Annotated in this window: 18 protein-coding genes; 11 read left to right on the top strand and 7 right to left on the bottom strand. The window is 66.2% G+C overall.

The window, feature by feature from the left end; genetic code table 11:
* The first annotated feature begins 42 nt into the window (after nucleotides 1-42).
* Nucleotides 43-1,281, top strand: a complete 1,239-nt coding sequence (locus AC5RW2_RS09590; RefSeq protein ID WP_493962578.1) for an ROK family transcriptional regulator — start codon at nucleotides 43-45, stop codon at nucleotides 1,279-1,281.
* Between the two features lie 70 nt (nucleotides 1,282-1,351).
* Here the strand turns inward: AC5RW2_RS09590 and AC5RW2_RS09585 are convergent, their stop codons facing one another.
* Both AC5RW2_RS09585 and AC5RW2_RS09580 read right to left on the bottom strand, forming a co-directional pair.
* Nucleotides 1,352-2,299: a D-2-hydroxyacid dehydrogenase family protein gene (locus AC5RW2_RS09585; protein ID WP_493962579.1), complete on the bottom strand. Its 948-nt coding sequence runs from the start codon at nucleotides 2,297-2,299 to the stop codon at nucleotides 1,352-1,354.
* 133 nt (nucleotides 2,300-2,432) lie between these two features.
* Nucleotides 2,433-2,975: a YceI family protein gene (locus AC5RW2_RS09580; RefSeq protein WP_493951350.1), complete on the bottom strand. Its 543-nt coding sequence runs from the start codon at nucleotides 2,973-2,975 to the stop codon at nucleotides 2,433-2,435.
* A 295-nt stretch (nucleotides 2,976-3,270) separates the two neighbouring features.
* Between AC5RW2_RS09580 and AC5RW2_RS09575 the strand changes: the two genes are divergently transcribed.
* The 5 genes from AC5RW2_RS09575 to AC5RW2_RS09555 all read left to right on the top strand — a co-directional run bounded on the left by AC5RW2_RS09575 (nucleotide 3,271) and on the right by AC5RW2_RS09555 (nucleotide 9,673).
* A complete protein-coding gene (locus tag AC5RW2_RS09575; protein ID WP_493962580.1) occupies nucleotides 3,271-4,881 on the top strand; it encodes a molybdopterin-dependent oxidoreductase in 1,611 nt (536 codons plus the stop codon).
* A gap of 213 nt (nucleotides 4,882-5,094) precedes the next feature.
* Complete coding sequence (locus AC5RW2_RS09570; protein WP_493962581.1) at nucleotides 5,095-5,730, top strand: uracil-DNA glycosylase family protein; 636 nt, start codon at nucleotides 5,095-5,097, stop codon at nucleotides 5,728-5,730.
* 224 nt (nucleotides 5,731-5,954) lie between these two features.
* Nucleotides 5,955-6,914, top strand: coding sequence for a cation diffusion facilitator family transporter (locus AC5RW2_RS09565; protein ID WP_493962582.1), 960 nt, complete (start codon nucleotides 5,955-5,957; stop codon nucleotides 6,912-6,914).
* A gap of 110 nt (nucleotides 6,915-7,024) precedes the next feature.
* Nucleotides 7,025-8,998 (top strand): amino acid transporter, encoded by a 1,974-nt coding sequence (locus AC5RW2_RS09560; RefSeq protein ID WP_493962583.1) that lies wholly within the window; start codon nucleotides 7,025-7,027, stop codon nucleotides 8,996-8,998.
* Nucleotides 8,999-9,229: 231 nt separating this feature from the next.
* Nucleotides 9,230-9,673 (top strand): hypothetical protein, encoded by a 444-nt coding sequence (locus AC5RW2_RS09555; protein ID WP_493962584.1) that lies wholly within the window; start codon nucleotides 9,230-9,232, stop codon nucleotides 9,671-9,673.
* Here AC5RW2_RS09555 and AC5RW2_RS09550 read toward each other — a convergent pair.
* From AC5RW2_RS09550 to AC5RW2_RS09530, 5 genes are all read right to left on the bottom strand, one after another.
* On the bottom strand, nucleotides 9,581-11,152 hold the full coding sequence (locus AC5RW2_RS09550) for a dynamin family protein (protein WP_493962585.1): 1,572 nt from the start codon (nucleotides 11,150-11,152) through the stop codon (nucleotides 9,581-9,583). The two genes, AC5RW2_RS09555 and AC5RW2_RS09550, sit on opposite strands and share 93 nt — an antisense overlap.
* Complete coding sequence (locus tag AC5RW2_RS09545; RefSeq protein ID WP_493962586.1) at nucleotides 11,149-12,978, bottom strand: dynamin family protein; 1,830 nt, start codon at nucleotides 12,976-12,978, stop codon at nucleotides 11,149-11,151. The genes AC5RW2_RS09550 and AC5RW2_RS09545 overlap by 4 nt, the downstream gene beginning before the upstream one ends.
* A 124-nt stretch (nucleotides 12,979-13,102) precedes the next feature.
* Nucleotides 13,103-14,431: an IniB N-terminal domain-containing protein gene (locus AC5RW2_RS09540; RefSeq protein ID WP_493962587.1), complete on the bottom strand. Its 1,329-nt coding sequence runs from the start codon at nucleotides 14,429-14,431 to the stop codon at nucleotides 13,103-13,105.
* Nucleotides 14,432-14,641: 210 nt separating this feature from the next.
* The gene (locus AC5RW2_RS09535; RefSeq protein ID WP_493962588.1) at nucleotides 14,642-17,236 is read right to left on the bottom strand and encodes a LuxR C-terminal-related transcriptional regulator; all 2,595 of its coding nucleotides are present in this window, start codon (nucleotides 17,234-17,236) and stop codon (nucleotides 14,642-14,644) included.
* Nucleotides 17,233-19,110, bottom strand: coding sequence for an Hsp70 family protein (locus tag AC5RW2_RS09530; RefSeq protein WP_493962589.1), 1,878 nt, complete (start codon nucleotides 19,108-19,110; stop codon nucleotides 17,233-17,235). The genes AC5RW2_RS09535 and AC5RW2_RS09530 overlap by 4 nt, the downstream gene beginning before the upstream one ends.
* Nucleotides 19,111-19,683: 573 nt before the next feature.
* Between AC5RW2_RS09530 and AC5RW2_RS09525 the strand changes: the two genes are divergently transcribed.
* From AC5RW2_RS09525 to AC5RW2_RS09505, 5 genes are all read left to right on the top strand, one after another.
* A complete protein-coding gene (locus tag AC5RW2_RS09525; RefSeq protein WP_493962590.1) occupies nucleotides 19,684-20,253 on the top strand; it encodes a DUF1697 domain-containing protein in 570 nt (189 codons plus the stop codon).
* A 140-nt stretch (nucleotides 20,254-20,393) separates the two neighbouring features.
* The gene (locus AC5RW2_RS09520; protein WP_494073901.1) at nucleotides 20,394-20,675 is read left to right on the top strand and encodes a PLDc N-terminal domain-containing protein; all 282 of its coding nucleotides are present in this window, start codon (nucleotides 20,394-20,396) and stop codon (nucleotides 20,673-20,675) included.
* 132 nt (nucleotides 20,676-20,807) lie between these two features.
* Nucleotides 20,808-21,794, top strand: coding sequence for a 2-hydroxyacid dehydrogenase (locus AC5RW2_RS09515; RefSeq protein WP_493962591.1), 987 nt, complete (start codon nucleotides 20,808-20,810; stop codon nucleotides 21,792-21,794).
* A gap of 75 nt (nucleotides 21,795-21,869) precedes the next feature.
* Entirely contained in the window at nucleotides 21,870-23,003 is a 1,134-nt protein-coding gene (locus AC5RW2_RS09510) for an L-talarate/galactarate dehydratase (RefSeq protein WP_493951364.1), read from the top strand.
* An 88-nt stretch (nucleotides 23,004-23,091) separates the two neighbouring features.
* Nucleotides 23,092-23,787, top strand: coding sequence for a FadR/GntR family transcriptional regulator (locus AC5RW2_RS09505; RefSeq protein WP_493951365.1), 696 nt, complete (start codon nucleotides 23,092-23,094; stop codon nucleotides 23,785-23,787).
* Nucleotides 23,788-23,839: the final 52 nt, after the last annotated feature.

Here is a 23,839-nt window from a genome sequence, read left to right as displayed (position 1 = left end):
TTTATTTAGCGTCTAAATTTATGTTCCATTACTATTATGCTGATGCTGCCGAACAAGGTCAAGGGGAACGATGTGAGCTCCACCGCCACCACTCCGCAAGTGCTGCGACTGGCCAACTTGAAAGCCGTGTTGTCCGTGATGCGGGCGAATGGCGCGGTGACCGGCACGGACTTGATCGCGGCGACAGGACTCACCCGCGCCACCGCGATAGCGGTCTGCGACGATCTGGCGGCCCGGGGCTGGGTCCGCGAGCTGCCGGGTGAACGCCTTGTGGGTACGACAAAGGGCAGACCGGCCCGGCGGTTCGAATTCAACCCGGCAGCTGGCTGCGTGCTGGGGATGGACGTGGGCATGGCCACCGCCACCGCACTAGTGGCGGATCTGAGGGGCCGGACCCTGGCCAGGGCGTCCGAGCGGTTCGAGAAACCGCCCGCCAGCGCAGCCTCGCGCCGCGCCACCATCAAGCAGGTTGTCGCCAGCGCGCTGGCTGAGGCCGGGCTTCCGCCGGCCGCCGTGCTGGCCGCCGCCATCGGCGTTTCCACGGTGGTGGACCGACACGGCAACGTGGCTGCCGGGCACGAACTGTCCGCGCACTTCGACATCGGCCTGCAGACCGAAGTCTTCGCCGACTACGGCTGGCCGGTACTCCTGGAGAACGACGCAAATCTGGCGGCACTGGCCGAACGCTGGAGCGGCGTGGGAACGGGGGTCGACGACCTGGCCGTCATGCTGGCCGGCGAGCGCCTGGGCACCGGACTGATTGAATCTGGACGGCTGCTGCACGGCTGCAACGGAGGCGCCGGCGAAGTGGGCACCCTCGAACTGGTGGACGGGGTGGGCAGCCAGGACGGCATAGCCCGGCTCGCCCGCTACTGGGGCAACGAGGCCCTCGCCGCGGACAAGCCAACGCTGATCCGCGAACTGGTGGGACCGGGAACCAGCCGGGTCTCGGCGCGTTTCGTGTTCGAGGCGGCGGCGCGCGGGGACGAGGTGGCGCAGGGGATCCTGGAACGGATCGGACTGCGAATGGCCCGGGTGATCGCCGTACTGGGGACCTTCTTCAATCCCGAACTGGTGGTCATTGGCGGCGCGGTGGCGGCTTCGGCATCGGCCCTGCTGCCCACGATCACCCGCGAACTCCCCCGGCTTACCGCAACCCCTCCGCGCGTGGCGGTCTCCGAGTTCGGCGATGCGATAGTGGCCGCCGGTGCCGTACGGCTGGCGCTGGACTACGTGGAGGAACACGCGATGGAACTGGCCCCGGCCGACGCATCGGTTTGATCCAGGGCACGACGGCGGCCGCCACACCAATGCTGCCTCCCGGAGCGCCCGGGTGCCCTCCCGCGGGCGGTCAGGTCAGGACGTTGATCGGCGCGCCATCGAGGTAGGCCAGGATGTCCTCCAGCATCTGGGTGTAGCCCAGCCGGTGGGCCTCCACGGTGACGAAACCGATGTGCGGGCTGAGGATCAGGTTGGGCGCGCCGAGCAGCGGGCTGTCCTGCGGCAGCGGTTCCACGTCAAAGACATCGAGGGCCGCCCCGGCGATCCTTCCCTCGGCCAGCGCCGCAACCAAAGCCGCCTCATCCACCAACGGTCCGCGCGACGTGTTGACCAGCCTGCCGGCTGCACCGAGCAGGTCCAGTTCCGCGGCTCCGACAATCCCCACGGTCGATTCCGCGAGCTTCAGGTGGATGCTGACAATGTCCGAACGGCGGAACAGGTCCTCCTTGGACACCAGCTTCGCCCGGTGCTCCGCGGCCCGCTCTGCGGTCAGGTGCGGGCTCCACGCCAGCACTTCCATCCCGAAGGCCGCAGCGTAGCCGGCCATCAGCTGGCCCAACCTGCCGAGACCGAGCAGTCCGATCGTTGACCCGGCCAGATCGATTCCCATCCGGGCCTGCCAGACTCCGGCACGCACGTCCCGGTCATTCTGCGGGATCTCCCGGGCCACAGCCATCACCAGCGCCCAGGCCAGTTCGGCGGGCGCCGCGGTCCCTTTTGGCGTTCCGCACACGGTCACCCCGCGCTCGCGTGCCGCGTCCAGGTCGATCGAGGCATTGCGCATTCCGGTGGTCGTAATCAGCTTGAGGCCGGGCAGCCGGTCCATCAGTTCGGCGGTCATCGGCGTCCGCTCGCGCATGGTCACCACCACTTGCGCCCCGGCCAGGCGCTCGGCGAGCGCACCGACGTCGTCGAGATGGTCAGTAAAGCGTTCGACGGCGGTGCCCGCCGGCAACTGCTCCCACGGGGCACTGCTGAGCGCTACGTCTTGATAGTCGTCGAGGATCGCGATCTTCACGGTGCCAGCCTAGCGGTGGGCCAGGCCGCCGCCGGGGAAGAGACGGCAAGGCGCCGGAGCGTGCATCACCTGGTTAAACGCCGCAGGGCAGGGTCCGGAGATCCTCCGGACCCTGCCCTGCGTGGCGCGGGAATTAGTTGGACGGCAAAACGAAGGCCGAGTCCACCGTGATGGTGACCTTGTCGCCCACCAGCACGCCGCCGGCTTCCAGGGCAGCGTTCCAGGTGATGCCGAATTCCTTGCGGGAGATCTGGGTGGTGGCCGAGAAGCCGGCGCGGGTCGCACCGAACGGGTCAACCGCCATGCCGCCGAACTCGACGTCGAAGACCACGGGCTTGGTGGTGTCCTTGATGGTCAGTTCCCCGGCCAGCTTGAACTCTTCCGGGTTGCCCTCGACGCTGGTGGCCTTGAAGGTCATGTTCGGGTACTGCTCCACATTGAAGAAGTCCTCGCCCTTGACGTGGGCGTCGCGGTTGTCGTCGTTGGAGTCGAACGAGGCGGTCTTCACGACGGCTTCGACGGAGGACGTGGCCAGGCTGTCGCCGACCACGAGGGTGGCGTCGGCGTCGGTGAACTGGCCGCGCACCTTGCTGATGCCGGCGTGGCGGACGGAGAAGCCGACCTCGGTGTGGGACTTATCAAGGTTCCAGGTTCCTGGGGTGAGCTGAACGGCCATGTGGTGCCTCCTGGTGTGAAGTCTGGATTTGAAGCTCGGATGAACTTCATGCTTATGCATCTACCATAACATCCGATTGTTGAAGTGTCAACCAATTTCTACTGAACGGGCGGGAAACTGTTCGCTCAGCCATGATGCAGGCACGCCCGATGGACCGGACCGCAGTCGGCCGGGCAGAGAGCCTGCCGGGAGTGGTTGTGTTGGCGCCATGCCGGGTAGATGATCGAACCAGGGTCCGCGGTGTCTTTCGTGCAGGCATGCAGGACCCGGCACCGATGGAAGGGCAAGGACCGGCATGGCAGCACCGCCAGTGTCGAAGGCCGCAGTATTGACGGCGTGGGTGCCGGCAATGGTGGCGGGCATCGTGTCAGCGGCAGTGCTCTTTGCCGTGGCGGAGCTGGCCGCAGCGTTCTTTGGCCCGGCCGCCTCGCCGTTTGGCTCCGTCGGTGCCGCCGTGGTTGAGCTGTCGCCGACTTGGCTGACCGAGTTCGCCATCTCCACCTTCGGCACCGCCGACAAACTGGTCCTGTTCATCGCCATGGGGATCGTTGCGGCGCTGCTGGCTGCGGGGATCGGTGTGCTGGCCCTTCGGAACTGGACCGCCGGTGCGCTGGTGGTGGCAGCGCTGGGCGTGGGCATGGCGGTGTGTGTCCTCACCCGGGCCGGCTCCGTGCCGGCGGACGCCATCCCGACGGCGTTGGGAACCGCAGTTGGCTTGTTCTGCCTGCGCTGGCTGATCCGGCTCCTGACCGGAGCCGGCGCAGAGGGAGTCGACTCAGAGGGAGTCGACTCGGACGAAGCCACCGATGCGGACGCAGCCCTACGGGAATCCGATCCGGGACGCCGCCGATTCCTCGCGACCGCAGGACTGATGGCGGGCGCCGCGGTCGTGATGGGGATTGCGGCCGGCGTGGCCTCCGCGGCCCGGAACGGCGCACGGCAGGTGCGGGAGGCCTTGGGGCTGCCGGCGCCGGCACGGCCGACCAAGCCGCTGCCGGAGGGGGTGCAGGCACCGGTCGACGGGTCCATTCCGTTCGTGACGCCGAACGCTGAGTTCTACCGCATCGATACCGCCCTGTTTGTCCCGTCGGTGGATCCGGCGGATTGGAAACTGCGCGTCCACGGGCTGGTGGAGGAAGACATCAGTATCGATTTTCAGGACTTGCTCAAGGCCGAGCTGGTGGAGAGCTACACCACCCTGACCTGCGTTTCGAATGAGGTGGGCGGGGACCTGGCTGGGAATGCGCGCTGGCTGGGCTACCCGCTGCGGGAACTGCTGGCGCGTGCGCGGCCGCTGGCGGAGGCCGACATGGTGCTGTCCACCAGCATCGACGGGTTCACGGCTTCCACCCCGCTGGCTGTGCTCACCGATGCGCGGAACGCGTTGCTCGCCATCGGGATGAACGGCGAACCCCTGCCACTGGAACATGGTTTCCCGGTGCGGATGGTGGTGCCGGGGCTTTACGGGTACGTGTCCGCGACAAAGTGGGTCGTGGACCTGGAGCTCACGCGGTTTGCGGACAAAATGGCGTATTGGACCAGCCGCGGCTGGTCGGACCATGGCCCGATCAAGACGGCCTCGCGGATCGACGTGCCTCGCCCCGGGGCCAGCGTGGCCGCCGGCCGGACGGCTTTCGCGGGAACGGCTTGGGCGCAGCACCGAGGCATCTCGAGAGTTCAGGCGCAGTTGGACGACGGCGATTGGACCGACGCCGAACTGGCCGCGGAGGCTTCCGTGGACACCTGGCGCCAGTGGTACTTGGTGCAGGACGATGTCTCCGCCGGGCAGCACAGGCTCCGGGTTCGGGCCTGGGACGGAGACGGCAAGCTGCAGACGGAAACTCCGGCGCCTCCAGCCCCGGATGGCGCCAGCGGCTGGCACAGCATTGCGTTCACCGTGGATTAACGGCCGGGTCATCTTCGTCACAGGGCGGGCAGGCCGGGCGCGGAAATCCGCACCGCGGCGGCGGGAGGCTCCCAGCTTCGGTTGCTATGCTCAATAGCCGCCTCCCGCAGCGGAAGGCGGCCGTCCCGCCACAGGCGGGCACCGCCGTCGTTCTCGGCACACCGATTCGCCTACCGTTCACCTTCCCTTCCCGTTCAGGAGACCCGCATCCCGATGACAAGCCCGGCAGTACCCGATCAGCACAAGGACCTCATGGAGCGCAGGTACGATTCCGGCGTCGCCGACATCAACCGCCTGGTTGACGAGCTGCGCGAGCAGAAGCCGGGCACCGAGGTCCCCTATGTGGACCCGATCCACGACGCTGACGAATGCCGGATTGTGTCGCTTTACTCCAACATCGGGCAAGCGTCGGACACCGGCTTCATCTGGCCGGGCGATGAGGAGGCCACAACGCGGATGCTCGGGCTTCAATGGCAGCTGGGCCTGCGGCCGGAATACGTGATGCCGTGGAACGTGCACCCCTGGTTCACCCCGGGCGAGGCCAATGGCAAGCTCACCCCGCAGCAGATCAGCGCCGGACTTAAGCCGCTGTTGCGGATGCTGGCCCTGGTGCCGCGGGCGTCGGTGCTGGTGGCGCACGGAACCGAGGCCCAGCGGCTCGCCGGCCTGCTGCTGAAGACCGAGAACCCGCTGCTCTGGCGGCGCGGCTTCAAGACGTTCAAGGTACGGGCGCTCAGCGGCCGGGCGTTCGCCGGTTCGCCGGCGCGCCAGCAGGAATGGCTGGACGTCATGCATGAGGCCTACGCGGATGCGATGGCGCGCACCGGATTGGGACGCCCCGGCAAGTAGCACCCGCACTGCCGGCAGCATCACCGACTCCCGGGACGCCTTCCTCCTGGCTGCAACCGCGCGGCTTCCTGCCGTAGCGATTTCGCTACCCCGCCGCTAGCCTGAGCGTGGACGGGAGGAGCGCTAATGCCCTGGTGGATGACCGCGTTGACCTTCGGGTTTCTCGGCGGGGCCGCGCTGGGCCTCGATGGGGCTATGACCGCGGAGGGGAACCCGATCCGGTGATGAAGGCTACGGTGCCCGCGCGCGAGGCGGAGGAGAAGTCCAGCGTACTGACCGTCATCATCGCCTTTTGCGCCAATGCACTGGTGGCAGTGGCCAAGTCTGTTGCCGCGGCACTGACCGGTTCTGCGTCCATGACGGCGGAGGCTGCGCACTCCTGGGCCGATACCGGGAACCAAATCTTCTTGCTGATTGCCGATCGCCGATCGAACAAACCGCGGGATGCACGGCACCCGCTCGGCTACGGGCGCGAAGCCTATGTCTGGTCCATGTTCGCCGCCTTCGGCCTGTTCACCGCCGGGGCCGTCGTCTCGGTGTGGCACGGCATTCAGGTCCTGGCCAACCCCGAGCCGGCCAGCGACTTCATTGTGGCCTATCTGGTGCTGGCGCTGGCGTTCGTGCTGGAAGGGGTTTCCTTTGCACAGGCCCTGCGCCAGGCCCGGAAAGGCGCCAGGCACTACCGGCGCCACACCTTGGAGCACGTCGTCATTAGTTCCAATCCCACCTTGCGGGCGGTGTTCGCCGAAGACTTCGCGGCCCTCATCGGCATTGCCATTGCGGCTTCGGGCGTCGCCCTGCATCAAATCACCGGATCTGCGGTTCCGGACGCCATAGGGTCCATCCTGGTGGGCCTGCTGCTCGGGACTATTGCGGTAGTGCTGATCGACCGAAACCGGAAGTTTTTGGTAGGAGAACCCGCGACCGGCGAGGCGCGCACCGCCGTCGTCGATTTGCTGTTGCAACATCCGGAGGTGGACCGGGTGACCTACCTGCACATGGAATTCGTCGGACCCTCACGGCTGTACGTGGTGGCGGCGGTCGACATGGCCGGCGACCTGCCCGAACATGATGTGGCAGTGGCGCTGCGCCGGGTGGAGCGCGCGCTGGAGGAGCACGACCTCATCGAAGAAGCCGTCCTGACGTTGGCGACACCAGGCGAACAGCCCCTGCTGGGAGGTTGAATTTTGCCGTCAACCGCTCGTGTCCGGCCCATGTCGGATTTATACTGTGGGAGCGCCTCGCGACAGGGCCTCAAACCGGGGCCCGCCGGCCGGGGCAACTGGAGAATCAGGTGCGTTGGTCGCTTGAACATGCGGTCCCGGCCGTTGTGCCGAGGCCGGGTCCCCCGCCGCCGCTCCGCCGCCCGCTGGGCCGCTGGCTGGTCAAGGACAAGGTCCCGCCGGTGGGCCGGGAAAGCGCTCCGGGAACCGCGTCCTACCCTTGGTGGAAGGTCGTCTGCCTGACCGGCGTCGACTATTTTTCGACGCTGTCCTATCTTCCCGGGATCGCCCTGATCGCAGTCGGACCGCTGTCGCCGCTGGCCACGTTGCTCATCGTGGGGCTCACTTTGCTAGGCATGCTGCCGCTCTACCGGCGCGTGGCCGCCGAGAGCCCGCATGGTCAGGGTTCGGTGGCCATGCTTGACCGGCTGCTCCCCTTCTGGAAGGGAAAGGTGGTCATCCTCGTCCTGCTCGGGTTCATAGCCACCTCTTGGATTATCACGATCACGCTCTCCGCGGCCGACGCAACCGTGCACGTGCTCGAAAATCCCTACGTTCCCGGCTTCCTGCAAGGCGGGGCCGTTCCCGTCACTATCATCCTGCTGCTGCTCCTCGGTGGCGTCTTCCTCACCGGCTTCAGCGAGGCGGTGGCCATTGCCGTACCGCTGGTTTCCGTGTTCCTGGTCATGAACGCCGTGGTCATCGCAGCCGGGCTGGCGACGATCGCCCAAGAACCGGGTCTGCTCTCCGACTGGACCCAGGCGGTGGCATCGGCGAACGTGGGTTTCGGCAGCCTGGCCTTGACCCTGCTGTTGGCCTTTCCGCTGCTGGTCCTGGGGCTGTCCGGCTTCGAAACGGGCGTGAGCATGATGCCGCTGGTCGCCTCCACCGGCGAGACCCGGGCCCAGCGCCTGGCCTCGCGCATTCACAACAGCAAGAAGCTGCTCACCTGTGCGGCCGTGGTGATGAGCGGTTTCCTGCTGGGCAGCAGCTTCGTCACGGCGGTCCTGGTCCCGCCAGCGGCCTATGCTCCCGGCGGCCCCGCTGACGGCAGGGCGCTCTCGTATCTGGCCCACGGGATGTTTGGCGAAGGAATCGGGACGTTCTATGACGCAGCAACCATCCTGATCCTGTGGTTCGCCGGAGCCTCGGCCATGGCGGGGCTGATCAACATTGTTCCGCGATACCTGCCTCGATTCGGCATGGCACCCGAATGGACCCGCGCCATCCGGCCGGTGGTCCTTGTCTACACCGGGGTCAGCGTCCTGATCACCCTGGGTTTCCGCGCCGACGTCAATGCCCAGGCCGGAGCCTACGCGACCGGGATTTTGGCCATGATGGTCTCTGCGGCCGTCGCGGTAACCTTCACTGTTGCCCGCCGGCAGAGACGTCGCTCAGCTGCCGGGTACGCCGCGCTGAGCTTGGTCCTGCTGTACGCGCTGCTGGCCAACATCGTGGAAAAGCCGGACGGCATCGCCATCTGCGGACTCTTCGTCCTCGGCATGGTCACGGTGTCGCTGGTATCCCGGGTCACCCGGACGATCGAGCTGCGCGCCGACCGAATCGAGTTCGACCAGGCAGCCCGGCGGTTCATCAGCGATTCGCTGGACTATGACGGCGCGCTGGACATCATCGCCAAACGCCGGCCAGGCAATCAAGCCGAGTACAGCGCCAAAGAGGCCTCCCAACGGTACATGAATGCCGTGCCAGGCACCGCGGACGTCTTATTCCTCGAAATCGACATTGTTGACCCGTCCGCCTTCACCAAAGTCCTGCGGGTCCGCGGCGTCGACGTCGATGGGTACCGGGTGCTGCGGGCGGAAAGCCCCGCTGTACCGAACGCGATTGCGTCCATCCTTTTGGCGGTCCGGGACGCGACCGGTGTCCGACCTCATGCCTATTTCGAATGGTCAGAGGGCAACCCGCTCGGCCACCTCTTCCGCTATCTGCTCCTGGGACAGGGGGACACCGCGCCCGTGGTCCGCGAAATTATCCGCCAAAACGAACCCGATCCGGCCCGCCGCCCCGGAATCCACGTCGGCTGAGAGACCCCGGAGGCGTCGGGAGCGCCATTGCGGCCCGAACAGATGGCGGTTTAGATTACTGGCATGTCTCATGAACCAGGAATGGGGGCGCCTGGAGCTACCGGGGGTTTGTCCGGCGAACCGGAACGTCCAGCGCCGCCGCGTCCGCCCCTGTCGGATCACACGCCGGCACCGATCAGGGAGATCCTGAAGCCGCCACCTGCCGTCAAAAGGGTCCGTTTCCTGTGGATCTTGAGTTTCGCGTCCGGGTTGATCGCGGGGATCTTCGCGTTCTTCGCCCGGGACGAGATCCTCGAGCACGTGCGCGGACTCATCAACGGCCTGGAACGGGGCGACGACCAGCAGACCGTGGAGGCCCTCGCGGTGGTGGTCTTTTGGGGGACCTTGGGCATGCTGGCGCTGGTCATCCTGATCGAGGCTGTGCTGCTGGGTGTGCTCATGCGCCGGCACGGGAAAGTACGCTTCGTGTTGCTGGCCATGTTGTTGGTCAATGGAGCCGTGACGCTCTTGGCCGATGCCTTCCTGGCGGCCCCGGGCGATCAAGAGTTGGGCATCAGAGTCCTGCTGGTGCTGCAGCTGGTCCTAGCCGGCGCGGCGGTAGTCGCCAGCGTCCTGGGCGGGGCCAGCCAATGGTTCCGTGCCGAGAACCAGGCGCGCGGCCGACCGGCCGCCTGACGCAGGCTGCATGCCGGCCAGCAGCTCCTCGCAGCTGCGGACGACGGTCTGGCAGGCTTCCGCGACGGCCCGGCCGCGCAGCGGATCAACCGCCACTGCGTGCCACCGCCGCAGGCATGCCAAGGCGTGTTCCCGCAGCTCGTCGCCGGGCGTTTCCCCGGGCAGGCCGAGCCGTTCGTGGGCAGAAACACCGTCGCCGCCGATCATGCGTTCGGCTTCGGCGGCCAGCTGCGGTTCCAGCGGCAGCCCGGTGGTGCGCGCTACCGCCAGCATCCGCAGTTCGCGGAAGGCGTGGGCGCTGGCGAGCAGCCGTTCCAAGGTTGCCGCGACTGCGTCCGTGCCGGGGCGCGGATGGTCGTTCAGCAGCTTCTCAATGCCGACCAGGGCGGTGCGGGCTTTCAGCTGTCCGGCGCGGGCTTGGAACTGCCCGGTCATCACGGCCAGCAGTTCATCCAGCCCGCTGCGGCGGGCCAGTTCGTGCGCCAGCACGGTCGGATCAGAGATGCCACCGCGCAGCAGCGCCGCTGCCAGCCGGAGTCCGAAGACCCCGAACCGGTCCAGCAAGTCCGCACGCGCTTCCGGCGTCGCAGTCAGCGGTCCTCCGGGGCGGACGAACCGGTCGGCGGACAGCAGGAGACGCTCGCGCTCCCGGCGGTCCAGGGACGCGAGTTCGGTGAGGATGGAGAACTCCGCCTGCCTCAGGCTGCGGGCCGATTGCGCCAACAGGCCGGCAATCGGGACCACCCCGAGCGCCAGCGAACGCAATGCGCCATCGCGACGGTAGCGCGCGGCTATCTCCTGGGCGGAGAGCAGTGCATCAATCCGTCCCGCACCGACCTCGTCCGCGCGGGACAACACGGCTAGCGCGTTGACCGTGCCGCTCTGGCCTGCGGCGGTGTCCCGGAACGACTCCAAAAAGCCGAGGTCGGATGCGTGGAGGTGCCGCAGCAGGTAGATGATGGCGTCCGCTTCCGAGGGTGCGTCGGTGGGCGCCAGGAACTCGGTGGAGCGGGCCGACAGGTCCCGGGAGAGCGAGGCGATGCCCGGCGTGTCGATCAGTGTGATGTCACGTAAGGTCTTGGACGGCCAGTCCACCACCAGCCGTGCGACGTCGCCGGCCTCGATCCCGCCGAGCTCGAAGACCAGCCGGCCGTGCGTCCGATTGATCGGCACGTTTCGTGGCGATCCAATGCGCGGGTACAGGGTGATGCGCGGAGTGTCGCTGTAGCGATACCAGGTGACCACCCTGGTGCACTCCCCCGTGTCGGTCGGCGCGATCTCCTCACCAATGATGGCGTTGAGCAGCGTCGATTTACCAGCCTTAACCATGCCGGCAATGGCCACCCGTAAGGGCTCGTCGAGCCGTTGCGCATAACCCTCCAGAACCTGACGCACAGCCGGGTCGTAGCGGTAGGCTTCGATCGCTTCTTGGACCAGCCTGCGAGCCGCCTCCACGTCCGCTCCCACTGCCGCATTCATTTCTGTGCCGCCAATTGCGGCGCAACATCCAGCGCAAGAGCCTGTTTGCGAAGCGAATCCACGAGCGCGAGCGATGCTTTGATCTCCCGAATCCGCAGGTCGCGTTCCTGGTTGAAACTGCTCGCTGCCTTCTGTGCAGCAAGCACCGAATCGGCCAGCGAGCGGTGGTGTTCTTCGGCCAGAGCAGTGAAATGGTCGCGGGTGCCCCGCTGGACCATGCGTAGGCGGTCCTTGAGCTGCTTGCCCACCTGGAACACGACCTCGTCAATTTGCTTCCGCACCAGCGCCTTGGCTTCCTGCTGGCGTCGCTTCAACCGGGCTTCCTTGTCCTCCCGGTATGCCTTGCCGCCCAGCAACAGGCCGGCGCCGACCGAGATCGGGTTGATCAACGCCATGCCCATTATTCCCGTCAACAGACCGAACATCAGCACTCCGCCGTACGAGCCGCGCATGCCGATCAGGATCTTCTGAACCGGTCCCATGCGCCCGGGATCCAGGGCCGGGACCCCCTCCACCGGATCCAGCACGTTCTCGGTGGAATCCACTTGCAGCGACGGCAGGGTTACCTCGTCCTGATTGAAGTGTTCGGCGACCCGTTCCGCCAGCCACAGCGACCGTTCGTTCGTCCACACGAAGGTGTCCGAGACGGCCGAAGCGACCCGCTGTTCAAGCCAGTGAACAAACTGGTCCCACTGCGGACCGGGATCACCGGCATCGATGGCCTGCTCCGCGTCCCGCAGAATACTGCGCAGCCGGTCACGCAGATCATGTTCCATATCCGAGATCAGGTCGCTTATGCCGTCATTGAGCGTGACCTGCCAACGGGAAGAACGACGGCGGAGCTCATCGGCGCGTTCCTTGGCCGCTTCCAGGTCGGCGAGCATTTCCGGCGTGCCGGCCGGATTTTCCAGTGCGCTCAGTTCGGACTTCAGCGACAGCTGCAAATGGTCGGTGGCGGAGATCAGGTCCTGGGCCACCGAGCGCCGCTGGAGCCGGTCGCTCTGGGCCAGGATGTTGTTCCGCAGGTATGCCACCAGCTCCGGGAACCCTGATTCGGCGTTCAATTCACTGTCGCGCAGCGCGGCGGCCTGCAGCCGCAGTTCCGAGGAGAGCGGAATCAGCGGCATGTCTGCCCCCATCCGCTCCAGATGCCCCCGGTCCAGCTCGGCCACGCGCCGCCATTGCGGGTACAGGTCCGTTTTGGACAGGACGCCGGCTACGTTCGGGCAGATCCGCTGGGCCTGCCGAAGGAACCGGAGTTCCGGCTCGGTGAACTCCTGCGATGCATCGGAGACCAGCAGCATGGCATCCGCTGTCGGCAGCGCGGTCAGCGTGGTCAGGGAGTGCGCCGAGTCCAGTCCGCCAACGCCCGGAGAGTCGACCAGGGCCAGTCCGCCGTCCAGGATTTTGCGCGGGAGCAAGACTTCCGCGGCTGCCAATCGGCGCTCATTGCCCGGGTTCCCGCGTTCCGAAACGTACTGGGCCAGTTCCTCGAGAGCGATCGGCCGACGTTCCAGTTCCACTTCCCCGTCGGCGGATTCGCTGCCGCCCTTCGGCACCAGGATCACGGCCGAAGCGGGATTCCCCTGCTTCACCACGGTGGGCACGGAGGTGGCGACGTCGTCGTCGATGGGACAAACCGGCGCATGCACCAGCGCGTTGATCAGCTGGCTCTTGCCCTGTTTGAATTCGCCGACGACGATCACCCTGGTGGTCGGGTCTTTCAGCCGCTTGCGGGTCTGTTCCAGGCGCCGCTGCAAATCTGCGCGTTCGCCCTTCGCGGCCAGTTCCAGACCCTGTTCCACCAGCTTGACGAGCTCCGCCACCGTGTCCCCTCCTGTTTCCGGCCCCCGTCGGACCGTAACGCTGTGATGCTGTCCAGCAGGAGGTCCCCCCGGCCCCCTGCTGGACAGCTGATCTGTCGTGATTCAGTTGTCAGATCGGTATCGGTTAGTCGATCTCGACATCTGCATCGACCACGTCGTTATCGGTCAGCAGATCGTTGTTGTCGTTGTCAGCGATAATGACCGACTCGTCAATCGAGGTGAAGTCGGCGTCGATGTCGGCAGCGATGTCTCCGATTGTGGTCGAGTTATCCTCGTTGCCAACAGCCACCACATTGTCCTCGATGTTGGTGTTGCCAACAGCGTTGTCCTCAATGTTGGTATTGCCAATGGCGAGCTCGTTATCCTCGACGTTGACGTTGGTGGAGTTGTCGGAGTTGTCGTTGCCAACATTGTTCAGGTCAGCGTCGACGTCCACATCGGTGGAGTAGTCGTTGCCGACGTTGTCCAGGTCAGCGTCGACATCCACATCGGTGGAGTTGTCATTGTGGGAGTTGTTCGTGGAGTTGTCGGAGTAGTCGTTGCCGACGTTGTCCAGATCAATCTCCTTCGAGTTGTCGTTGAACGAATCCTCCACGTCGACGTCCAGGTCGAGGTCCGTGTTGTAGGAGTCCTCAATGGAGTGGTCCTCGTTGTAGGAGTCCTCGATGGAGTTGTCCGTATTGCCGATCGCGATTCCGCCGCCGACGTTGCCCGTCGTGAGGTTGATCGAGTGGTTGTTTTCGTCGCCAGTGGAATTGTCCACGTCCGCATCGTCGCCGGCCGCGACCGAGTCGTCGCCCGATGCCACCACGGCGTCGTTGTCGAACCACTGAGTGACGTCCCCGTCGGCCCAGATGTTCTGGTTCACGGACTGGTCAACGGTGGTGTCGCGGTCGTCGATGTGGGAGGTGTAGGAGTAGTTGTTGACGATGTGCGTCAGCTGCTGCACCGCGTGGTCGTGGTCGTCGCCATGGTCGCCGCGCCCGCCGCCGTGGCCGCGGTCATCGTCGTCGTCCCGGCCGCGCCCGCCACCGTGGCCGCGGTCATCGTCATCATCCCGGCCCCGGCCGTGGCCGCGGTCATCGTCGTCGTCCCGGCCGCGCCCGCCGCCGTGGCCGCGGTCGTCGTCGTCGTCCCGGCCGCGCCCGTGCCCATGGTCGTCGTCGTCATCGTCCCGTCCGTGGCCCCAGCCGCTGTTGTCGCTGGACCAGTCGCCGGTGTCACCGCCGTGGTTGCCACCGGTGTTGTACTCGCGGTCGAAGGACGATCCGGACCCAACCGGAGCATAGTCCAGGATGACCGGCATGATCGCGTCCACGTCATCCGAGCACACGCCGGACAGTCCGGCGCTGGCCAAGGCAGCGTCCGGGTCAGCGGTGAATTCGTCGGCAGCGCGCGGATCCCGGAGCAGATTCATGATGAATTCGAGAAGAGAGCTAGCAAGCGTAGGCATTATGTTGATTCCCCAATCTAGGTCCTACTGGATGTGGCCAAAGCTATGGATGGTGGCCCGCCGAGCAATGTTGCTTGGCTTGATTCAAAGCTACGGTCGGGGTGCTGCTGCCGGCATCGGGGCTTCCTCCCCCGCTGCCCGCTCCCCGGAGGGGGATTGCGGCTTCCCGGGACTAGGTAGGGCGGGCCCAGGTCCCGCTACGACGCGGAACTACGGCCCTTGGGCGCCGTCTTCGCCCAGCGCAAGCCGTAGCTGGGTCAGCAGCTCGGAGCGGTTTGCAGCCCCCAACCGCCGGCGGATCCGCGCAATGTGGTGTTCTGCGGTGCGCGGCGAAATGAAAATCGCAGCGCCGATCTCCCGATAGGTCTTGCCCTCCAAAACCAGCCGGGCCACTTCGCGCTCCCGCTCGCTCAAAGCGGCGCCCTCCGGAGCGGGTGCTTTTCCGGTTGGCAGGATCATCCGTGGTTCGTCCTTGGCGTCGGACTGGGCTGGATGGCTAGGTTCCGTTGTGCCACGCGTTCCCGGGTGCAGATCCCGGGCGCAGGCCAAGAGGCGGCTCATGTCCTTGCGCTCTTCCGCATGGGCTGCCGCGTGCCCGGCCAGCCGGGCGCCGTCCCAGGTAAGGCCGGCGGCCGCAAGTGCGCGGGCCGATTCCTCGACTGCACGCGGGTCGATCCTGCCCGCGAGGACGGATACCCAGCACCGGCCGGCTGTCGCCAGCACGGCCGCCATATGATACTTTCCCGACGCCCGCACCAGCGCCGAGGCGTGGGGTGCCAGCTCGCTGGGCTTCTCCGCGAGAATTGCGGCTTGGACGGCGTACCAGTGCAGCGGCGTGGACCACAGGGCGGGCTCGTCCAGTCTTTCCAACAGCGCCCACGCGTCAGCTAAATGCGGCCGAAGCCGTTCGGACTCGCGCAGGCGGGCGGCGGCCACTGCCAGTTCGCCCAACGGCAACAGGTTGTAGAGGTCGACTGCCACATGCAGCAGACGCCCCCGCGCCCGCTCCCAGGCACGCACCAAACCGGCCATGTCGTCAGTTCGGCGTGCCAAACCCACGCGCAAAGCGTCCAGCAACAATTCGTCGCGCGGAGTAGGACTGGTTCCGCCGGCGGCAGCCTCTGCTATCGCAGCTACGGCGTTGTCGGGATGGTCCTGCAGCATGGCGACCCAAGCCCGCAGGAGCAGCAACCGGCGCCTGTCGGCCGGCCCGCCTTGGCCTCCGCGCAGCGCATCGTCGAGCACGGATTCGGCCACCGGTAGCTCCCCGCTGTGCAGGGCCACCAGCGCGGCAAGTGCCGCCGGGCTATCCGGCAGTGGGATCGCGGCTCCGGCGGCAGTCAGCATGTCGGAAGCCCGGACCAGGGCTGGAAGGGCGCGTTCGGTGTGTTCGCCAACGGACTCCGCGATGCCTTGTCCCATGAGCGCGACGGCGACGTTCGTCAGCGTTGGTGATTCTTCCGGTCGGTCGGCGGCGAGCAAGTTAAGGGCGGAGTCTCGATCACCGGTGCCGATCATCACGACGGCGGCCAGAGCGTTGGACGCATCTGCGGCAGGGGTGCCAACCCAGCGGTAGACCTGAGCACTCCGCGCCAGCATCCCGCGCTGGGCCCACAACGACGCCGCCACATCTGCACCGCGGCCCTTGTCAGGTGCCTCAGGTTGCGTCAGGACCGGGTCCACAAGCCGGCCGGCACCCTCAAGGTCTCCGGTCACCAGAGCCGCTTGGGCGCGGCGCGCCGCCGTCGTTACTCCCGGTGCGCCGGCAGCGCTCGCTTCCTCGTAGAGCGTTGCGGCCAGTTGCGGCTCGGTCGCCAAGGCACTGTCGCCGGCCGCTTGGAGCGTGCGAGCCACCCGCGGATCCTGGAGTCCGCTTTGGGCGAGACCACGGGCTATGTCAGTAGGGTCCGGGGTCATGCCGGTGGATATGAGATCGGCCAGGGCATGTTGGACCGCCCGCACCTGATGCAGTGGGGTGGTCCGAAGCAGGACGCTGCGCATCAGCGCGGGAAGGGTGCCCTCCGGAAGAACCAACCCCGCTGCCGCTGCCTGCGACATCAGAGAGTCGATTCCGCCCGGTGCAGCCTCCACATCGGCCGGCAGGGGCCCTGCTGGATCGAAACCGACCGCCAGCGCCAGCAACAACTCGCGAAGGTCAGGCTCCAACTTGTCGAGTTCATAGCCGATTTGGTCGACGAGTCCCCCGAACTCCAGCGGATCTTTCGGTACCGTGCGGCCCCCATCACCGATCGCTTCCATGGCATGCTGAACCAGCCACGGCATGCCGCCCGTGAGTTCGAAGACCTGGTCTATGACGGAACCGGGAAGCGGCTTCCCATGGGTGGCGGCGGCGTGGGCCGCCACGTCGTCCCTGGTCCATGGCCCCAACAGGACCGGCCGGCGGTGTGCCTCAAGCGTTGTCGTCAGCCGTTTCAACGCCGGCAACTGCGGCCAGAGGCGATAGGCGACGACTACGTTGACATGCTGCTTGTTGTCGACCAGCCGATGGATGCGCTCCACGTCAGGGGCGTTCAACTGATGCGCATCATCGATCAGCACGGTGGTTCCCTCGTCCACCGCGCCTTGCTGCAGGACTTGCGTTCCCGAACTCACGGGGATTCCTGCCTCACCGTAGACCACCGCCAAGTTCTCCAGCAGGGTGCTCTTGCCTGAGCCGCCGGGTCCGGACACACTGGCCAACAACCGTGACCGGGGATCCACCGAGGCCTCGGCCAGCAATTGCGCGGCTTTCCGGTTCACCAGTCGCCGGCCAGCAGCCGCGTCGATGTGTCGCGCAGCTGTCATGCCGGCACCGAAGGAGTCGGATCGGCCGCCGGAATGGTCGGCTGCTCCGCGCCGGTCGAAGCCGGTGATGACGGGGGGTCGGCTGGCGGAGCTTCAACGGACGACGTCGGCTCCGGAGCAGGGGGCGGCTCCGCCGGTTGAGGTTCCGGTTCAGTTGTCGGTACAGGTGTGACAACTGGGTCGGGCACGGGCGACGGACTCGGCTGCGTTGGTTGGGTCGGAACCGCGGTGCCAGGATTTGCCGGAGCAGGAGTGCCGGTGCCACTGTTGGTGCCGGAATTGGATGGCGTGCCGGGGGCACCGGTAGGTGTGCCGCCTCTACCTGTCGTAGGTGTGCCACCCGGAGCACTCCCCGGCCTGCTGTCCGGCGCCGTCGTTGATGTTCGCGGCGTTTTATCCTGCGGGGCGTTCCCTGCAGTACCGGACTTGGACGAGTCCTCCGTGCCCTGGCCGGCCTTGTCGGCCGCCTTTCCATCCAATGTGTCCCACGAAACAACGGGACTCATACCGGGCTGCACCGGCTCGGCTGCCATCACCGAATTTCCCGGACCGGTGCCTTCGCTTTGCTGGGTAGCGCCGCCGGGTAGGTAGCTGTTCCGTTCCGCGGCGCTGCCTTGGGCGATGCCCGGTGATGAGCCGAACAGACCGAAATCTTGGGGACTTTGAGCGGCCGTGGCGGTCAGGGCCGTCAAGGTTGCCACCGCTACTGTCACGGCGGCCGCGCGCACAGAGAAGGCGTGCTTACGGGTGGTGCCCTCGTCGGCGATCGACTGCGCAATCGGGGCGGGAAAACCGGTGGGCGAAAGCTTCCGTCCGCCCACTTCACTCGTGGTGGCTGCTTCCGCTTCCGTACTGCGCACGTGGGCCAGTGCGTGCTCGTTGGCCGGAGCCACAAGGTTTCGGGCCACGCAGTAGGCAGCGCCCAAGCTGATCGAGGCCTTCGGATCCGCGTCTATCGCGATGGGACGTCCCAACTCAGCGGACAGCATTTGAGCGACCAACGGGATCCGGGATGAGCCGCCAGTCAGCAGAACCGCGGTCAGGTCATCGGCGGCAACGTTCGCTGCCTCCAGCGCCCGGTTCAGGGAGCCGATAGTATCGCGTACCAGGTGCTCGATCAGGCCCTCGAACTCCGTCCGCACAAGGCGGACAGCCGTCTGCAATTCCGGCAGCAAGACGGGGATGGTCGCCTCGGAATCCACCGAGAGAGCCTCTTTTGCTTCGACGCAGTCGCGCCTGATTCGACCCAGTGCCATCCGCGCCTGCGGTGTAGTGAGGTCAGCGCCGTTTAGTCCGCCGTCCAGATTGGCCGCAACGTGGTCAAAGACGAGGTCGTCAACATCCGCTCCGCCCACCCGGTCGAGACCTCCGGGCCTGCCCAGCAGGGTGAACGAGGAGGTGTCGTCCTTGCGCAAAACGGCAGCATCAAAGGTTCCGCCACCGAGGTCGTAGACCGCGATCAAGCTCCCGGCCGGCACCCGCGTCTGCGAGACGTAATGCAAGGCGGCGGCTTCAGGCTCGCTCACCGGCACCACGTCAGCCAGTCCGACGGCGGCCAAGGCCTCCCGGACCAGTCCGACCTTGTAGTCGCCCCAGCTAGCAGGATGGGACACTACCACGCTTGCCGGGGCCTCGCCTTCGCGTTCCTGCGTCCGGTCGACGACCCACCGGACAACCCTGGCAAAAATGCTCTCGGGCGTGACGAACTCGTCCCCCACCATGATCGGCACAGCATCACCGATCCGCCGCTTGAATTCGCGGACCACCCGCTCAGGGGAAGTGGTTCCCCGTCTCTCGGCGGCCTCGCCGACCAGGACGGTACCGTCCTCGCCTAGGTAGATGACTGACGGCACGGCTGCCGCACGCGAACCCAAACCAACAGGCTGCGGCTGCCGAGCGTCAAGATCCCCTTCCCCGTATCGGACAGTCGCTGCTGCCGTGAAACTTGTGCCGACATCGACACTCAGTACATAGGCCATGAATCCCCCATAGGACGCCCAGCGAGGACATCCCTCACCGCTTTCATACTGTTGCCAGAGCCACGCTCTGCTTCCCCCGCCGGCCGGATGCCCGCCCGTGTCCTAGGCACTGCGAGTGACACTCTCAGTTCTCAGCCGCAGTGCCCCAAAGTGAATGAGGCATCCTTCCCGATGCCGCTCCAACATGGTTCAGCGTAGGAGTGCTCCCGGGGTAAAACAAGGCAGAATTCCCGCTGCAAAGCCCGGTCGTAACCACTCAGACTATGGTTAATGGTTCACTCAACGACTTGGTTAATGGTTACTTCTCAAGACGACAGTTCCCTGAGGCTGCAAGGCGACATTGGTACATATGCCGATTTCTGCATCTGCCTGACTTCATCTCTCTCGGGGCGGTTTGGTCAACCGATTACACCTACTGCATACAACGAAAACCGGGCCGACCAGCACCTTGCAGGGCACAATAAAAATATGTCTGTCACTACCCGGGCTCCCCACACCTTTGCGGTCTTCCTACGGGGCATCAATGTCGGCGGAATTCGGATTGCCATGAAGGATTTGAGTCAGGTCCTGGCCCATGCCGGCTTCGCGGACGTCCAGACGGTGCTGGCGTCCGGCAACGTAGTTCTCCGCGCAGAGGCCGATGATCCGGCAGCGGTCAAGGAAAGCGTCCAATCAGCCTTGCGCGCAGCCTTCGGCTACGACGCCTGGGTGATCGTCAAAAGCCGGGAAGAAGTAGCGGCCATCATCGACGGCTACCCTTTTACCCCGGCCGAGGACGGTGTTCCCCGACATGCCTATGCGGTGATCACCACCGGTCAGGACGTAGTGAAACGAATGCTCGAGGACTGCCCCGGGCTGTCGTCCGAAGAGCGTGCTGCTCCCGGCGGCGATGTCTTGTACTGGGAAGTCCCGAAAGGCAGCACCTTGGAGTCGAAGCTGTCCAAGCACCTGGCCAAGGCGAAGTACAAGCAATTGACCACAACGAGGAACCTCAACACGATGCACAAGGTGCTGGCCAAGTTTCCGCGACAGAACTGACGGGCCGCCGACGGCACGTGCTACCCCGGGTGGAGGCACCCATACGGAATTCATCCTCTAGGAGGATGGTCCGCCGCAGGGATGCGATTCTAGACTCGTAGCAGGCAGTCCGTAAACCGGTGCGTCCGGCCTGAGGACTATTGAGGGAGGGGGGTCCTTTGCTGCTCGATTCAGTCACGTGGATATCAGCGGTCATCTGTGCCGGCCCCTTTGCCCTTCTCCTGGCCACCGGAGCGCTGGTCAGCATTTGGCGGAGCAACCGGCAGCGCGCCGCTAAGTCGGGCTGGTCCTTGGTGGTGCTGGCATTACCGCTCCTCGGCCCGCTGCTCTGGTTTCTGACCTCATCGCGCTGGGCCGCTGCCGGTTTGTCGCGGTCCGACATCGCGCCTGCACAACGAGCAACAGGGCCTTCAGTCCCCTGACGGTTCCTCCCGGTCTAGCCCCCCCGGTCCGATCGCTGCGGTCGGACGCAATTCAGGGCAATGCCTCGGGGGTATCGATCCATGCCATCTGCGTGTTGGACCTGAATCGACCGCTTTCTTACTGTTGCCAGTATGACCACCTACACAGCCGCGCAGCCCGAAAGCCACCCAGCCAACTCCGGGAAGCAGATCCTCCAGGTCGGGCCGGTAAATCCCGCCGTGGCTGCTGCATTGGCCAGCGAGTTCGGCGCCCTGCGGCTCCCGGACGGCCCGGAGCGCGCAGAATTCTTGCTGCGGCACGCCGACTGCGTTAAGGTGGCGGTCTGCTCCGGCCGGGTCGGTGTGGATTCCGACCTGATGCGCCGACTGCCAAACCTTGCGGCCATTGTGAACTTCGGTGTGGGCTACGATGCCACGGACGTCAAACAGGCGAAGGAACGGGGCATCGCCATCAGCAACACACCGGAGGTGCTCACCGACTGCGTGGCAGACATAGCGCTGGCCCTCTACCTGGATGTGTTGCGCCAGACCACCGCCGCCGACCGGTTTGTCCGCCGGGGCGAGTGGGAATCAACCCCGTCCTACCCGCTGGCCGTCCGCGCTTCCGGCAAGAAGGTCGGCATCCTCGGCCTGGGCCGCATCGGCAGGGCCATCGCGAAGCGACTGGAGGCCTTCGACTGCGAGATCCACTATCACAACCGCCGTCCCGTCGAAGGCTGCGACTTCGCCTACCATGCCTCACCGGCCGCCCTGGCCGAAGCCGTGGAGGTGCTGGTCATCGCCGCAGCCGGAGGCCCCGAGACGGCACGCCTGGTCGACGCCGACGTGCTGGCCAAGCTCGGTTCTGACGGATATCTGGTCAACATTGCCCGAGGCTCCGTAGTGGACGAGCAAGCCTTGGTCTCAGCCTTGGCGGAGGGCCGCCTGGCCGGCGCCGGACTGGATGTCTTTGCGTCCGAGCCACATGTCCCCACCGAGCTGACGGAACTGGAGAACGTCGTCCTGCTCCCCCACATCGGCAGCGGAACCCACGAGACCCGCTCCGACATGGCGGAATTGACCCTAAAGAACCTGCGCAGCTACCTGCGCGACGCCTCGCTGGTCACTCCGGTAAGCTAGGCACAGCCCAAGGGTTGTAGAACAAGTTGGCTACTTGTAGGATGAGTTCACCTGCTCCCCCCCACAAGGACCGCCATGCCCTACACTCCCGATGCCATCCGGCACGTCAAGCTTTCAACCGCCACGCTGCCGCTGGCCACCCCGATTTCCGATGCCAAGGTCTTCACCGGGCGCCAGAAGCCGATGACCGAAGTGGTCTTCCTATTTGCCGAGATCACCACCGAACAGGGCCATCAGGGCCTGGGCTTCAGCTACTCCAAACGTGCCGGCGGGCCCGCCCAGTATGCCCATGCCAAGGAAGTCGCCGAGACCATGATCGGCGAGGACCCCAACGACATCGCCAAGCTGTACAACAAGCTGCTGTGGGCCGGCGCCTCGGTGGGCCGCTCCGGGGTCGCCACCCAGGCCTTGGCCGCCCTGGACATTGCGCTATACGACCTCAAGGCCAAGCGAGCCGGGCTGCCGCTGGCCAAGTTCCTCGGTGCGCACCGCGACTCGGTCCGTACCTACAACACCTCGGGCGGCTTCCTGAATGCCTCCATCGACGAGGTCAAGGACCGCGCCAGCCGCTCCATCGAGGAGGGCATCGGCGGCATCAAGATCAAAGTCGGCCTGCCCGACACCGCAGAGGACCTGCGCCGTGTTGCTGCCGTCCGCGAGCACATCGGCGACGACGTGCCGCTGATGGTGGATGCCAACCAGCAGTGGGACCGCGCCACAGCCCTCCGCATGGGACGCCGACTGGAGCAGTTCGACCTGGTCTGGATCGAAGAGCCGCTGGACGCCTACGACGCCGAGGGCCACGCCGCCCTTGCCGCCGCCCTAGACACGCCGATCGCAACCGGCGAAATGCTGGCCTCGGTCGCCGAGCACGAACGGCTGATCGCCGCCCGCGCCTGCGACATCATCCAACCCGACGCGCCGCGCGTCGGCGGTATCACGCAGTTCCTCCGGCTGGCCACGCTGGCCGACCAGGCGGGGTTGGACCTGGCCCCGCACTTCGCCATGGAGATCCACCTGCACCTGGCCGCCACCTACCCGCGCGAACCGTGGGTGGAGCATTTCGACTGGCTCGACCCGCTGTTCAACGAGCGTCTCGAGACCCGCGGCGGCCGGATGATCGTACCGGACCGTCCGGGCCTCGGCTTTACCTTCAGCGACCAGGCCCGCGCCTGGACCACGGACAGCGTGGAGTTCGGCCGCGCCTAACCCGGGCCGCGCATAATCCACATGACGACGGCGGTGCCCTGCACCGCCGTCGTTCCCGCACCTGTCACGAAGGAAGGCACCTTCAGCGATGAAACCGAATCTGACGTCCGCCCTGGTCGATGAGCTGCGCCGGAGCATTGTCGACGGCGAGATCGCGCCGGGCGACAAGCTGCCCAGCGAGAACACGCTGATCGCCGAGCACGGCGTGAGCCGCACCGTGGTGCGCGAGGCCATCACCCGGCTGCAGGCCGAGGGCCTGGTGCATACCCGGCGCGGCAGCGGCAGCTTTGCCCTGACGCCGCCGGTAGAACCGGACGGGCCGCGGACCGCCAGGCCGGTGCGGACGCTGCAGGAGCGGCGGGCGCTGGTTGAATTCCGCACCGGCGTGGAAAGCGAAGCCGCTGCCTTGGCCGCCGTCCGGCGGACGGACCAGCAGGTGGCGGCCCTGCGCGCCGCAAACGCTGACTTCTCTCGCTCCGGTTCAAACCCGGCCGCGGCTTTGGCCCATGATTTCGAGTTCCATCGAACCGTCGCCGAGGCCAGCGGCAACCCCTTCCTTCAGGATGCGATAGCGGCCCTCGGTCCGGCCATGATTGCCATGCCGCGCTACCGGCTGGAGGCCAGCGCAACCGACGGGGAAACCACCCGCCTTGCCGAGGTGGCGGCCGAGCACGCAGCGGTGCTGGCCGCCGTCGAGGCCGGCGATGCCATGGCCGCGGCCGCCGCGATGCGCACCCATCTGGTCAACTCGCGGCAGCGGCTGGAGCGCGAATCCGGGCACTGATAGCCCCGGACCCGGTGAACACGGAAGCGGCAGCAGACCAAGGTCTGCTGCC

The organism is Arthrobacter sp. B0316-1-20 (assembly GCF_059091865.1).
This window is presented reverse-complemented; position numbering and strand designations above follow the sequence as displayed.

What these genes read in the sequence shown, in the direction of transcription:
- AC5RW2_RS09590 (WP_493962578.1), top strand. Translation starts at nt 43, where the DNA reads ATGCTGCCGAACAAGGTCAAGGGGAACGATGTGAGCTCCACCGCCACC.
- AC5RW2_RS09580 (WP_493951350.1), bottom strand. Translation starts at nt 2,975, where the DNA reads ATGGCCGTTCAGCTCACCCCAGGAACCTGGAACCTTGATAAGTCCCAC.
- AC5RW2_RS09575 (WP_493962580.1), top strand. Translation starts at nt 3,271, where the DNA reads ATGGCAGCACCGCCAGTGTCGAAGGCCGCAGTATTGACGGCGTGGGTG.
- AC5RW2_RS09570 (WP_493962581.1), top strand. Translation starts at nt 5,095, where the DNA reads ATGACAAGCCCGGCAGTACCCGATCAGCACAAGGACCTCATGGAGCGC.
- AC5RW2_RS09565 (WP_493962582.1), top strand. Translation starts at nt 5,955, where the DNA reads ATGAAGGCTACGGTGCCCGCGCGCGAGGCGGAGGAGAAGTCCAGCGTA.
- AC5RW2_RS09550 (WP_493962585.1), bottom strand. Translation starts at nt 11,152, where the DNA reads ATGAATGCGGCAGTGGGAGCGGACGTGGAGGCGGCTCGCAGGCTGGTC.
- AC5RW2_RS09540 (WP_493962587.1), bottom strand. Translation starts at nt 14,431, where the DNA reads ATGCCTACGCTTGCTAGCTCTCTTCTCGAATTCATCATGAATCTGCTC.
- AC5RW2_RS09535 (WP_493962588.1), bottom strand. Translation starts at nt 17,236, where the DNA reads ATGACAGCTGCGCGACACATCGACGCGGCTGCTGGCCGGCGACTGGTG.
- AC5RW2_RS09525 (WP_493962590.1), top strand. Translation starts at nt 19,684, where the DNA reads ATGTCTGTCACTACCCGGGCTCCCCACACCTTTGCGGTCTTCCTACGG.
- AC5RW2_RS09515 (WP_493962591.1), top strand. Translation starts at nt 20,808, where the DNA reads ATGACCACCTACACAGCCGCGCAGCCCGAAAGCCACCCAGCCAACTCC.
- AC5RW2_RS09510 (WP_493951364.1), top strand. Translation starts at nt 21,870, where the DNA reads ATGCCCTACACTCCCGATGCCATCCGGCACGTCAAGCTTTCAACCGCC.
- AC5RW2_RS09505 (WP_493951365.1), top strand. Translation starts at nt 23,092, where the DNA reads ATGAAACCGAATCTGACGTCCGCCCTGGTCGATGAGCTGCGCCGGAGC.